General features: G+C 71.4%; 10 protein-coding genes. 9 read left to right on the top strand and 1 reads right to left on the bottom strand.

Features of this window, described 5'->3' with window-relative positions:
• Positions 1–5: 5 nt before the first annotated feature.
• Positions 6–1,271 carry a hypothetical protein gene (locus ER308_RS05475; RefSeq protein WP_131154044.1) on the bottom strand — a complete coding sequence of 422 codons (1,266 nt, stop codon included), beginning with the start codon at positions 1,269–1,271 and terminating at the stop codon, positions 6–8.
• 262 nt (positions 1,272–1,533) lie between these two features.
• Here ER308_RS05475 and ligA point away from each other — a divergent pair, with 262 nt between their 5' ends.
• From ligA to fni, 9 genes are all read left to right on the top strand, one after another.
• On the top strand, positions 1,534–3,564 hold the full coding sequence (gene ligA / locus ER308_RS05470) for an NAD-dependent DNA ligase LigA (protein WP_131154043.1): 2,031 nt from the start codon (positions 1,534–1,536) through the stop codon (positions 3,562–3,564).
• Between the two features lie 144 nt (positions 3,565–3,708).
• Positions 3,709–4,023 carry an Asp-tRNA(Asn)/Glu-tRNA(Gln) amidotransferase subunit GatC gene (gatC, locus tag ER308_RS05465; RefSeq protein ID WP_131156912.1) on the top strand — a complete coding sequence of 105 codons (315 nt, stop codon included), beginning with the start codon at positions 3,709–3,711 and terminating at the stop codon, positions 4,021–4,023.
• The gene (gene gatA, locus ER308_RS05460; RefSeq protein WP_131154042.1) at positions 4,024–5,514 is read left to right on the top strand and encodes an Asp-tRNA(Asn)/Glu-tRNA(Gln) amidotransferase subunit GatA; all 1,491 of its coding nucleotides are present in this window, start codon (positions 4,024–4,026) and stop codon (positions 5,512–5,514) included.
• A 28-nt stretch (positions 5,515–5,542) separates the two neighbouring features.
• Positions 5,543–7,015: an Asp-tRNA(Asn)/Glu-tRNA(Gln) amidotransferase subunit GatB gene (gene gatB / locus ER308_RS05455; protein ID WP_131154041.1), complete on the top strand. Its 1,473-nt coding sequence runs from the start codon at positions 5,543–5,545 to the stop codon at positions 7,013–7,015.
• A 345-nt stretch (positions 7,016–7,360) separates the two neighbouring features.
• On the top strand, positions 7,361–8,395 hold the full coding sequence (locus ER308_RS05450; RefSeq protein ID WP_165491841.1) for a polyprenyl synthetase family protein: 1,035 nt from the start codon (positions 7,361–7,363) through the stop codon (positions 8,393–8,395).
• Complete coding sequence (locus ER308_RS05445) at positions 8,392–9,960, top strand: phytoene desaturase family protein (protein ID WP_131154039.1); 1,569 nt, start codon at positions 8,392–8,394, stop codon at positions 9,958–9,960. The genes ER308_RS05450 and ER308_RS05445 overlap by 4 nt, the downstream gene beginning before the upstream one ends.
• Complete coding sequence (locus ER308_RS05440; RefSeq protein ID WP_205745918.1) at positions 9,957–11,063, top strand: phytoene/squalene synthase family protein; 1,107 nt, start codon at positions 9,957–9,959, stop codon at positions 11,061–11,063. Before ER308_RS05445 ends, ER308_RS05440 begins: the two co-directional genes overlap by 4 nt.
• Positions 11,064–11,106: 43 nt before the next feature.
• Positions 11,107–11,685: a secondary thiamine-phosphate synthase enzyme YjbQ gene (locus ER308_RS05435; protein ID WP_165491840.1), complete on the top strand. Its 579-nt coding sequence runs from the start codon at positions 11,107–11,109 to the stop codon at positions 11,683–11,685.
• Between the two features lie 90 nt (positions 11,686–11,775).
• The gene (gene fni, locus ER308_RS05430) at positions 11,776–12,864 is read left to right on the top strand and encodes a type 2 isopentenyl-diphosphate Delta-isomerase (RefSeq protein ID WP_131154037.1); all 1,089 of its coding nucleotides are present in this window, start codon (positions 11,776–11,778) and stop codon (positions 12,862–12,864) included.
• Positions 12,865–13,324 lie beyond the last annotated feature (460 nt).

Raw genomic sequence — 13,324 nt, 5'->3', positions numbered from 1 at the left:
GACTCCTACGGCTCGGCGATACCCGTCGCGGTGTCGGGATCGGGGCCGAGGCCCGCGCGGACGTCGTCGCCGTCACAGGCCACCGCCAGCACGTCCCCGCGGCCGTCGCCGGCCTCGAGCAGTCGCCCGTCCCGCTCCGGCCGGTCCACGGGGCCCCCGTCGGCGGCCGCGACGTACCACTCGCTCATGAGCTCGCAGACGTCCTCCGCGGCCTCGTCCTCCTCGTCGACGGCCACGCGGATGCCGAGCGCCTGCTGATCCCCGTCGGTCCACGACACCAGCTCGCCGCCGCGCCACGCGCTCGTCGTCCCGGCCGCCCGGAAGCGGTCGGCGTGGCCGAGCAGCACGAACTGGTCGAACGCCCCGAAGGGCAGGCGCAGTTGCTCGTCCCATCCGTCGCCGGGCTCGCCCGCGACCGTCACGTCGCTCGGCTCGAACCCCCCGAGGTAGCGGTCGGGGTGGAAGATCTCGGCGCTGGTGGCGGGCGGGTCCGCGAGCGCCCCGTCGACGGCCTCCCAGCCCCCTTCCTCGCGGAGGGCGTCGACGAACTCCGCGCCCTCGACGTAGGTGAACTGCAGCTGGTCGGCCACGTAACCCGGCAGCGCCTCGAGGGCCTGTTGCTCCTCGTCGCTGAGCTCTTGCCCTCCGCGCAGGTACTCGGCCCGGTCATCCGGATCCTGGTGCTCCTGCGACCACGCCTCCTGCACGGCCACCGCGTCGCCCTCCACCACCGCGTTGAGCCCGAGGAAGGCTTCCGTGTCGAGGCCCTGCTGGAACTCGATCAGGCGGTCGAGCCCGACCGCGCGGTCCTGGAGCGCGTGCTGGATCTCATGAGCGGCCGTGACCTCCTCGAGCCCGGTGAACTCGCCCTCGGGGTCGCGGACGTAGAACGTCTCCCGCTCGGGGGCGTACACCCCGCCCACGACATCGATCCACTCCTCCTCGTCCTCCCGGAGCGGCTCGTCCGGTGCGAGGTGGCGCAGGGAGATCAGGACGTCCTCGCTGGCGGCCCCGGCCTGGCTCGTCCCCTCGCGCTCCTCGGTGATCTCGCGCATGACCTCGACGAACGCGTCGTCGTCGAGCACTTCGCCCTCGAGCGGTTCGTCGAGCTCCAGGTCGCGGAGCTCGGCGACGTCCTCGGCGATCTCGTCGAGCCGGACGTCGACGTCCATCTCGTCCTGCGCGAGCGCGGTGCACGCCGAGAGCGTGAGCAGCCCGCCGGCGAGGACCAACGGGACGACGCGCCGGGTCGCAGGCGATGAGCGTGTCATGCGGTGCCTCTCTCGCGGTCGGTACTCGTGTGCGGCTCGCGCCCTCGGGAAACGCCCGTGGCCGGGCGCGCGGACGCGGTGCCGCCAGGCGATGCCATGAGAGGGAGCGTAACGCGCTCTCGGCACGTCGCGTCCGCTTCGCGACGCACCGGGGTCCCGCCCGAGGGGTGGCGCGGTGACTCGCCGCGCCCGCGATTGGCGCGACGAGCGGCTCCCGGACGGTTCACGGTCGAGCTGTGTCCGGCGTGTGAGACTGCCGCACATGGCCGACGAGGAGACACGACGCCGGGCGACCGACCTGCGGGTGCGCATCGAGTACCACCGGTACCGGTACTACATCCTCAGCGACCCCGAGGTCTCCGACGACGAGTTCGACGCGCTCGTCCGGGAGCTCACCGAGCTCGAGCGCGCCCACCCCGAGCTCGATGACCCCAACAGCCCGACGAAGCAGGTGGGGGCACCGCCGGACCCGGCGTTCCAGCCGGTCACCCATCGGGTGCCGATGCTGTCGCTCGACAACGCGTTCGAAGCGCACGAGCTCGACGCGTGGTTCGAGCGGGTCGAGAAGGGCCTCGACGGGCGTCGCCCCACCTACGTCTGCGAACTCAAGATCGACGGGGTCGGCTGCAGCCTCGTCTACCTGGACGGCCACCTCGCCCAGGCCGTGACCCGCGGCGACGGCCGGGTCGGCGAGGACATCACCGCGAACGTACGCACGGTCGAGGCGGTGCCCGACTGGCTGGACCTCGACCGGCCGCCCCCACGGCTCGAGGTGCGCGGCGAGGTCTACTACCCGGTCGACGCGTTCGAGACGATGAACGCCGATCGCGAGGCCCGGGGGGAGCCGCGCTTCGCGAACCCCCGCAACGCCGCGAGCGGGGCGTTGCGGCAGAAGGATCCCCGGATCACGGCGACGCGGCCGTTGTCGATGGTCTGTCACGGGATGGGCGCCCTGGAGGGCGTGAACGTGCGGCGCCACACGCAGTTCCTGGAGCTGTTGCGCGACGCGGGGCTGCCGACGACGGCCGAGACCCGGACGTTCGACTCCCCCGAGGGCGTGAACGAGTTCATCGCCTACTGGGGCGAGCACCGTCACGATCCCGAGTACGAGATCGACGGGGTCGTGATCAAGGTCGACGACCACGGCCAGCAGCGTCAGCTCGGGTCCACGAGCGCCGCTCCGCGGTGGGCGATCGCGTGGAAGTACCCGCCCGAGGAGCAGGAGACGCGGCTGCGCGACATCGAGGTCAATGTCGGGCGGACCGGGAAGGTGACCCCCTTCGCGCAGCTCGAGCCGGTGACCGTGGCCGGCTCCACCATCGGGACGGCCACACTGCACAACGAGGACCAGGCCGCCGCCAAGGACGTGCGTCCCGGCGACACGGTGCGGGTCCGCAAGGCCGGCGACGTGATTCCCGAGGTGCTCGGGTACGTCGCGTCGAAGCGACCTCGCGAGGTCGAGGAGGCGGGTCCGTGGCGGATGCCCTCGGTGTGCCCGTTCTGCGGCTCCGACCTCGTGCGGCTCGAGGGCGAGGCGGCGACCTACTGCACCAACGTCGACTGCCCCAACCGCCAACTCGAGTCGCTCGCCCACTTCGCGTCCCGCGGGGCGCTCGACATCGAGGGTCTGGGCTACGAGACCGCGAAGCTCCTGCTCGACACGGGCCTGGTGAAGGACCTGGCCGACACGTTCCACCTCGACCGCGATGCGCTCCTCGACCTCGAGGGCTTCGGCGAGAAGAAGGCCGACAACCTGCTCGCGGGCATCGAGGCCGCGAAGCAGCAGCCCCTCGAGCGGCTGCTCGTCGGCCTCAACATCCCGCACGTCGGCGGCACCGTTGCCCGGCTGCTGGCCCGCGCCTTCGGCAGCCTCGAGACCCTGCGCGAGGCCGACGAGGAGGCGATCGCCTCGGTCGACGGGGTCGGGCCGATCATCGCGCAGGCGGTGCGGCGGTGGTTCGAGAACCCCCGCAACGCCGAGCTCGCCGACAAGCTGATCGCCGCAGGGGTGCGCACCGACGCGGAGGCGGGCGAGCGCAGTGACCTGCTCGACGGGGTGAGTGTCGTCATCACCGGCTCGCTCGAGGGTTTCACGCGGGACGAGGCGAAGGAAGCCGTCACCGACCGTGGCGGCAAGGTCACCTCGAGCGTGTCGAAACGGACCTCCGCGGTCGTGGTCGGGGCCGAGCCCGGCAGCAAGGCCGACAAGGCCGCCGAGCTCGGGGTACCGACCCTCGACGAGGCAGGGTTCCGTCGCCTGCTGGAGACCGGTGAGGTCGCATCGGGCGGTTGATCCCACGGCAACGTGCGGCCGCACCGAGGCGCACCGACCTCTCGTGCCGCGGCTGCGGGGGGGCTCCGGCTCGCCTCGCCGATGGCCGGGGCACTACCCTCGGGGGCGATCCGCACGCCCGTACTCCGATGCCCGGGAGGGACCCTGGTGGCGCTGTCCGACGAGGAAGTGCAGCACGTCGCGCGACTGGCGCGGGTCGCGCTGTCGACATCCGAGCGGGACCAGCTGCGCGGGCAGCTGTCCGACATCCTGGCGTACGCCGAACAGGTGGGTGAGGTCGCCGCGGAGGACGTGCCCCCGACCAGCCACCCGTATCCGCTGGTGAACGTCGACCGGGCCGACGACCCCCGCCCCTCGCTCGACCGGGAGGCCGTCCTGTCGCAGGCCCCCCGGGCCGAGCAACAGCGTTTCCGCGTCCCCCGGATCCTGGGGGAGGCCCCCGACGGTGAGGAGGCGTAGGTGGCCTCGAGCGACCCGACCCGACTGGACGCCGCGTCGTTGCTGGCCGCGTACGCGGACGGCAGGCAGACCGCCGAGGCCGCGACGCGCGCGCACCTCGCCCGGATCGATGCCACCGACGGCGCGCTCGGAGCGTTCCTGCGGGTGACGGGTGAGGACGCACTCGCGCACGCCGTGGACATCGACCGGCGACGCGAGGAGGGCCGACCGCTCGGCCCGCTGGCGGGCGTTCCGCTCGCGCTCAAGGACATACTGGCCACGCGCGGGACCCCGACGACCTGCGGGTCGCGGATGCTCGAGGGCTGGACGCCGCCGTACGACGCGACCGTCGTGGAGCGGTTGCGCGCCGCGGACGCGATCGTGCTCGGCAAGACGAACATGGACGAGTTCGCGATGGGCTCGTCCACGGAGAACTCCGCCTTCGGGCCCACGCGCAATCCCTGGGGTCTCGATCTGGTCCCGGGGGGGTCCTCGGGCGGAAGCGCCGCGGCCGTGGGGGCCTTCCAGGCCACCCTCGGGATCGGAACCGACACCGGGGGCTCCATCCGGCAGCCCGCCGCCTTCTGCGGGATCGTGGGGATGAAGCCGACGTACGGCCTCGTCTCCCGCTACGGATTGGTCGCGTTCGGCTCCTCGCTCGATCAGGTGGGCCCGCTGGCACGCACCGTCGGCGACGCCGCCCGGCTGTACGAGGCGATCGCCGGCCACGACCCCCGGGACGCCACCTCGATCCACGAGGCCCCGCCGACGGTGGCCGACCGCTTGGATCGGGGGGTCGCCGGGTTGCGCGTCGGAGTGGTGCGGTCCTTCCTCGACGGGGACGGGGTCGACGCCGGCGTCCGTGCACGCTGCGCCGAGGCGATCGAGCGGTTCGAGGCGCTGGGTGCCGAGGTCGTCGACGTCGCGCTGCCGCACGCCGACCGGGCGCTGCCCGCCTACTATCTGATCGCGCCCAGCGAGGCGTCCTCGAACCTGTCGCGCTTCGACGGTGTCCGCTACGGGCTCCGCGTCGACGGCCCGACCGCCGAGGAGATGATGGCGCGCACCCGCGCGGAGGGCTTCGGTCCCGAGGTCAAGCGCCGCATCATGATCGGGACATATGCGCTGTCGGCTGGCTACTACGACGCGTACTACCTGCAGGCCCAGAAGGTGCGTACCCTCGTCCAGCGCGACCTCGCCACGGCGTACGCCGACTGCGACGTGCTCGTGAGCCCGGCGACCCCGTCCACGGCCTTCGGGATCGGCGACAAGGTGGACGATCCGCTGGCGATGTACCTCAACGACGTCTTCGCGGTGCCCTCCAACCTGGCGGGGACACCCGCCCTGTCGCTGCCGGTGGGCCACGACGCCGACGGGCTGCCCGTGGGGCTGCAGATCATGGCGCCGCACCTCGGCGAGCCGGTGCTGTTCCAGGCCGCGGCCGCCCTCGAGGCCGACATGGGCTTCGAGGCCGCCCCGGCAGCCGTCGACGCCGCGGTCGCGGCGTCCTGACGCGTCCGAATCGAAGAGGAGCCACCCGATGACGACGATCCCGGACGACGTCACCACCCGCTACGAGGCCGTCATCGGACTCGAGGTGCACGTCGAGCTCGCCACCGCGACGAAGATGTTCTGCGCGTGCGCGACCGAGTTCGGCGGCGAGCCGAACAGTCGGACCTGCCCGGTGTGCCTGGGCCTGCCGGGCAGCCTGCCGGTCCCCAACCGGGCCGCGATCGAGGCCGCCGTCCGCCTCGGCCTCGCCCTCGACTGCGACGTCGCCCCGTCGAGCCGATTCCACCGCAAGAACTACTTCTATCCCGACATGCCGAAGAACTACCAGATCAGCCAGTACGACGTGCCGATCTGCTCGGACGGGCGGCTGGAGGTCGACGTCGACGGCGAGCCGACGACGGTCGGGATCACGCGTGTGCACATGGAGGAGGACACCGGCAAGTCGCTGCACGTCGGCGGGACCGGGCGGATCGCCGGCAGCGACCACTCGCTCATCGACTACAACCGCGCCGGCATCCCGCTGCTCGAGATCGTGAGCGAGCCCGACATCCGCTCGGCGGCGCAGGCCCGCGCCTACCTCGCCGAGCTCCGCGCGATCGTGCTCGCCCTGGGGATCAGCGACGCGAAGCTCGAGGAAGGGTCGATGCGCTGCGACGCGAACGTGTCTCTGCGCCCACGGGACACGCAGGCGTACGGCACGCGGGTCGAGATCAAGAACATGAACTCGCTGCGCAGCCTCCAGCGAGCGGTCGACTACGAGATCCGGCGGCACACCGAGCGGCTCGAGGCCGGTGACCCGGTCGTGCAGGAGACCCGGCACTGGGACGAGGACGCGGGCGCGACGAGCACGCTGCGCGCCAAGGAGGAGGTGTTCGACTACCGCTACTTCCCGGATCCCGACCTCGTGCCGGTGGAGCCCGACGCGGCCCGGATCGAGGAGCTGCGGGTGGGGCTGCCCGAGCTCCCGGCGGCGCAGCGCCGGCGCCTGGTCGACGACCTCGGGATCGAGGCGGAGCAGGCCCGCACGCTCGTCGGCAGCGGGCTGGCCTCGGTGCTCGACGACGCCTCGGCCGCCGGAGCGGACGCGCCCACGGCGGCGAAGTGGCTGGCGAACGAGATCACCTCCTGGTGCCACGACCAGGGCATCGAACCGGCCGACGCCCCCATCGAGGGCTCCGCGCTCGCCGAGCTGCTCGCGATGGTCGAGGAGGGGACCCTGTCGACCAAGCTCGCACGGGCAGCACTCGACGGGGTGTTGGCCGGGGAGGGGTCCCCGCGCGAAGTGGCGCAGGCGCGCGGCCTCGAGCAGGTGAGCGACGAGGGCGAGCTCGAGCGGCTGGTGGACGAGGCGATCGCGAGCCAACCCGAGGCGGCGGAGAAGGTCCGAGGGGGCAACGACAAGGCGATCGGAGCCCTCGTCGGAGCGGTGATGAAGGCGAGCCAGGGCCAGGCGAACCCGCAGCGGGTGAACGAGTTGCTGCGCGATCGGCTCGCGAACTGAAGTGAGGTGGTTGTTCCGGTTCGCGGGCATGACGAGGGCAGACCGCGCGACGTCGGGCCGCGGACACTCCAGTGGTGCTGAGGCTCACGTTAGTCCGTATTCGTCGGCGGGGATGGTTATGGCATCCGGGGTGAATCAGCGTCGGAGTGCACGCTGGTGGAACGCCGGACGGCCCGATCGACGACCGAGGAGTGCATGCGGCCTTCCACACGAGACGAGCTCGATGTGGCGCGGTCTCGTGCCGTTCCCGACGAGGATCCCGTGAGCCGAGGGCGTTCAGCACGACCGTCGGCTCACGCCTCCCGGTCGACCGTGGACACGCCTTCCGTGGACCCTTTCGCGCCGGTGTCCGGCCCGATCGATCGCCTGCTCTCCGACTTCCTCGACACGCAGGTCGACGAGCTCGTCGAGCTCGACCCGGCGCTGGCCACCGTGGGACGTGAGATCGCAGGGCTCGTCGCGGCGGGCGGTAAACGGCTCCGTCCCGCGTTCGTCTACTGGGGTCACCGGGCCACGGGTGCTGACCACGATCACGCCGTGCTCCACCCGGCCGGAGCCGTCGAGCTGCTGCACACGTTCGCGCTCATCCACGACGATGTGATGGACCGGTCGGACGAACGGCGGGGCCGCCCGGCAGTGCACAGCGCGCTGACGACGGCCCACGCCGACGAGGGTCTTGCCGGGGACCCCGCGTGGTTCGGTGTCGGGGGAGCGATCCTGGCGGGCGACCTCGCCTTCGTCTGGGCCGACCGCCTCCTCGATGAGGCCGCGGTGCCGGTCGACGCGCTCGAGCGCGCCCGGCGAGTGTTCACCCAACTGCGGGTCGAGGTGATGGCCGGGCAGTACCTCGACCTGCGGCTCGCCGGCGACCGTGGAGCGGACGAGGAGCGCGCGCGCCGAGTGGCGCTCCTGAAGTCCGGCCGCTACACCGTGACGCGTCCCCTGCAGCTCGGAGCGGCGCTCGGCGAGGAGGGGTCCGCCATCGACGACGTTCTCACCTCGTACGGGGATGCGGTGGGTCTGGCCTTCCAGCTGCGGGACGACGTGCTCGGGCTCTTCGGCGATCCCGCGGAGACGGGCAAGGGCGCGACGGAGGATCTACGCGAGGGCAAGCGGACGCTGCTCGTCTTGCGCGCGTTGGCCTTCGCCGGGGAGGCCGACCGAGCGACCCTCGAGGCCACGCTCGGCCAGGACCACCTGGGCGAGGACGACGCCGACCGTGCACGCCAGATCGTCGTCGACTCCGGGGCCCTCCGCTCGGTGGAGCGTTTGCTGTCCGCCCAACACGAGCGCGCACACGAGGCCGCGCAAGCGCTCCCGGAACCCGCGCGGGCCGCGCTGGTCGAGCTGGCCGACCGTGCGGTCGCGAGGATCGAATGACCCTGGCCGGGCAGGTCCCCTCGAAGGCCGATGACCGCGCGCGTGCGACGGCCTCGAACGCTCGGGGTCGCGTGGTGGTCGTGGGAGCGGGGTTCGGCGGACTCGCGACCGCGATCCGCCTCGCCGTCAGCGGGGTGCGGGTCACGCTGGTCGAACGCGACGACCATCTCGGCGGTCGCGCCGGCCGTCTCGAGCAGGAGGGCTTCGCGTTCGACACGGGTCCCAGCGTCCTCACGATGCCGCACCTGTTCGCGGAACTGTTCGCGCTCGCAGGTGAGGACATCGCCGATCACGTCGCGGTCGAGTGTCTCGATCCCGCCTATAGAGCCGTCTTCCACGACGGATCGGTGCTGCGCGTACGTGGGTCGGTGGAGGCCATGACCGAGGAGGTCCGGGACACCATCGGGCCGGATGAGGCGGTGCGCTTCCGGCGGCTGGCCGACCGCTTGCGGGCGTTGTACGAGGTGGAGTACGCGACCTTCATCGACCGCAACTTCTCCGGTCCCCTGAGCCTGGCCCGCCCGGCAGCTATGGCGCGCTTGCTGGGCCTCGGCGGATTCCGTCGCGTCTATCCGCTGGTGGCGAGCCTGGTCGACGACTGGCGCCTGCGGCGGCTGTTCACGTTCCAGGCGATGTACGCCGGGATGAGCCCGTACCAGGCACTGGGCATCTACGCGGTGATCGCCTACATGGACACGATCGCGGGCGTCTACGCGGCCAGGGGAGGGGTCTTCGCGATGAGCCGGGCGCTCGGGGACCTCGCCGAGCGCGTGGGGGTGGACGTGCGCCTGTCGACCGAGGTCGAGCGCGTCGATGTGCGCGGGGATCGGGCCCGCGGGGTCGTGACCGACGACGGGGACCAACTGCCCGCCGACGTGGTCGTGCTCAACGCGGACCTGCCGACCGCCTATCGCGAACTGCTGCCCGCGCACGTGCGTCCAGCCCGACTCGGACGGCTCGAGTACTCCCCCTCGTGTGTCGTGGTGCACCTCGGGCTCGATCGCGGCCTGGCCGGTGCCGCTCATCACAACATCCACTTCGCGGAGGACTACCGGGCGTCGTTCGACGACATTCTCGCGGGCCATCTGCAGCGCGACCCGTCGTGGTTCCTGTCCGTCCCGACCGTTTCCGATCCCGGTCTCGCGCCTGGCGGCGGGGAAGTGGGGTTCTGGCTGATGCCCTGCCCGAACCTGCAGGGCGATGCGATCGATTGGGACGCGCAGGCGCCGCGGGAGGTCACACGCGCCCAACGGCTCATCGCCGAGGCCGGCTACGGACCGGCCGCCGAGGCGACGGTGACCAGCGCGGTCGTCACGCCGGCGGATTGGGCGCGGCAGGGCATGGCCGCCGGCACGCCGTTCGCCGTCAGCCATCGGTTCGGCCAGACGGGGCCGTTCCGTCCGCGCAACCTGGCCTCCCACGTCGCCGGGGTGGTGTTCACGGGCTCGAGTACGACGCCGGGCGTCGGGGTGCCGATGGTTCTCGTGTCCGGTCGGCTGGCGGCCGAACGAGCCCGCGAACAGTTGGGGTTCTCGAGCGGGCGCTTTCGGAGGGACGCGCCGTGAGCAGCGGTCGGCCGAGCATGGACGTCGTGTCGACGCGGCGGGGGGTGGGTCCACCGCCCGAGGTCCGCCTCCGGCCGGGCGCCGGCGCCGGAACGGATGCGGCCGGGGGCTATGTCCACCCGCCCCCCTCCGTGGCGTTGGTCGAGCGAGCGCTCGCCCGACGCGGCAGTGGGGTGGGTGAGCGGGTCGATCTGGCGACCAGCTATGCGATGTGTCGGCAGCTGAACGCTGCGCACGGACGCACCTACTTCTTCGCGACCCGCTTCCTCGCTCCGGCGCAACGCCCCCACGTGCATGCGCTGTACGGGTTCGCGCGGTACGCCGACGACCTCGTTGACCACCTGCAACTGTCGTGGACGCCCGAGGAGCGGCGGGTGGCGCTCGAGCGGTGGGGCGAGACCGTCCTCGCCGATCTCGACGCCGGCGACAGCCACGACCCGATCCTCAAGGCGGTCGTCCACACGGTGCGCACCCTCGGCATCGAGCGTGACGAGCTCAGGGCGTTCCTGCACTCCATGGCGATGGACCTCACCGTGACGCGCTACCCGACGTACGCCGACCTGGCCGAGTACATGCATGGGTCCGCGGCGGTCATCGGCTCGATGATGCTTCCGATCCTCGGCCAGCCGCCCTCCCACTACCCGCACCCTCGGGTTCGGGCACGAGCGATGGATCTCGGCGTCGCGTTCCAGCTCACCAACTTCCTGCGCGACGTCGCGGAGGACTGGGAACGCGGCCGGATCTACCTGCCGCTGGAGGACCTCGACCGGTTCGGCGTCGACGAGGAAACGCTCAGCCAGCGACGGACCACCCCCGACCTGCAGCGGCTCGTGGCCTTCGAGGCGGCGCGCACCCGCGAGCTGTACGCCCGGGCCGAGGAGGGCTGGGCGATGCTCCCTCCGCGCAGCCGCACGGCGATCCGCATCGCCCACCGGTTGTACGCGGGGATCCTGGACGATCTCGAGACCGCCGACTGGGACGTCTTCGCCGTCCGAGCAAGCGTCCCGGCGCCCCGTAAGATCGGCCTCGCGTTGCGCGAGCGCGTTCTCCCCACTCGTCCGCGGCGCCGCGGTGACCGAACCGAACGAGGTGCACAATCGTGAGTGTGCTATTCTCCGCTCACTAATGTTCGAGGACGAGGCTTCGATGAACGGGAACGGTTCGGCCCCCTCGGCCCCGAGCCAGGCGGGCGCCTTCGCCGACGGCTCGCCGGCAACCGTTCCGAGTGCCGCGGCCGAGGCGACGTCGCTGGCAGGACGAACCCCGGTCCTCGCACGGCAGGTCCTCGAACTGACGACGGCCCACAGTTTCCACGTCGTGGATGTGACCGACCAGTGCGTCGAGCTGATCCGGGCGAGTCAGATGCAGGAGGGGACCCTCACCGTCTTCAGTCCGCACACGACGTGTGCCGTGAAGATCAACGAGCGCGAGGACTGCTTCCTCGAGGATCTGCGCCACTTCATGGAGGGGCTGATCCCGCGGGACGCCTACTACCGGCACGATGACTTCTCGGTGCGGGATCCGGCGACGGTAGCGACCACGGTCGAGGAAGAGCCGATCAACGGCCATGCCCACATCAAGCAGATGCTGCTGGGCTCGTCGTCCGAGCACGTACCGATCGTCGCGGGCGCGCTGGCCCTCGGCCGCTGGCAGCGAATCATGTTCATCGAGCTCGACCAGTCCCGCCCCCGCCGGATCCAGCTGACCGCACAAGGCTGGGGCTGACGGACGGATCCCGCCGGGTGGCCACCCCGCGGGCTCGGTCGTGTGAATGGGTCCCTCCCCGAGTGAGCGTCGCGCGTAGGGTGCGGGCGTATGAGTGACGTCCCGGGTGCGGCAGCCGAACCCCCCAACGAGCCCGGAGAACCCCCCAACGAGCCCGGAGAAGACAACACGGCCCGCAAGGCCGATCACTTGCGGATCGCCCTGGGCGACCACGCGGGGTTCGTGGGTCTCACGACGGGTTTCGAGCAGTTGCGGGTACGTGCCCGCGCCCTGCCCGAACGCGATCTCGACGAGGTCGACCTCTCGACCGAGCTCTGGGGCCACCACCTGACCTGGCCGCTGCTGATCTCCTGCATGACGGGCGGCACGACCGAGGCCGGCCCCGTGAACCGCGCCTTGGCGGTGGCGGCACAGCGGCACGGGGTGGCGGTGGGGCTCGGGTCCGGCCGAGTGCTGCTCGAGGATCACGCGCGTGACGAGGGCTTCATGGTGCGGGAGGCGGCGCCCGACGTCCCGATCCTCGCGAACCTCGGTGCGGCGCAGCTCGCCGAGTACGGTCCGGACGCGTGCGAGTGGCTGGTGAGCCGGTGCGCGGCAGACGCGCTCGTGATCCACCTGAATCCGCTCCAGGAGGCCGTGCAGCCCGGTGGGGACACGGGTTTCAGCGGGCTCACCGCACGCATCGACGGCCTGGCCAGGGAGCTGTCCGTTCCCGTGGTGGTGAAGGAGGTCGGCTTCGGTCTCGCTCCCGAGGACATCGAGCTCCTCGCGGGAAGCGGCGTCGCGGGGATCGATGTCGCGGGGGCGGGCGGCACGAACTGGGCCCGCATCGAAGGGCAGAGGGAGGACGAGGCCGGTGCGGTCGCGGCCGCCTTCACCGACTGGGGCTGGCCGACCACCGAATCCGTGCGTGTAGCGCACGAGATCCTCGGACCGAGAAGATTACGGACCGTATATCTCATCGCCTCGGGTGGTGTCCGTGATGGTGTCGACGCACTCAAGGCCCTGTGCCTCGGGGCGGACCTCGTCGGCGTGGCTCGCGGGCTGCTCTCGGCTGCGGTTGAGGGTCCCGAGGCGGCCGACCGTGCGGTCGGTGTCATCGCTCGACAGCTTCAAGTCGCGGCATGGGCAGCCGGTGCCGGCCGCGTGGACGATCTCGAGAGTCACCTCCTCCGCTGACGGAGGCGGGCGGGGGTGGCGCGAGAAGGTTCCCCCAGACGAACTAGTCCGTTGTGACTAAGCAGCAGGTCGGATTGCCCTGAGTGACATAGATTGCGCGACTCCTGAGCGGGCCGTCTTTCGGAAGACTAGTCCGCTTGGTATAACTCTCAGTGCTTGGAGGCCTCCAGCAGCGGTGCGCAACAGCCCCACCACAGCCCCCGGTTGTGGCGTGCGCCGAAGCCCTTTCATATTGGACTCATGGAGGTTGCTCCCAGTGAAGAAGCTCCCACCGCGCGTAGTCATGATCCTCACCGCTCTCGGCGCCCTGATGGCGTCCGGCGCAGCAACGAAGTCTGTCTGGTAGCTACAGTCCCCACATCCGTGGGATGCAGGTGAATCGGGCCGGCCCTTGGGGGCCGGCCCTTCTCGCAGGTCATCAGGTCATTCGACACTGACACCCCAGCACAAGTCGGACACT

The sequence above is a fragment of the Egibacter rhizosphaerae genome, from assembly GCF_004322855.1.
Lineage (GTDB): Bacteria > Actinomycetota > Nitriliruptoria > Euzebyales > Egibacteraceae > Egibacter > Egibacter rhizosphaerae.
This window is presented reverse-complemented; position numbering and strand designations above follow the sequence as displayed.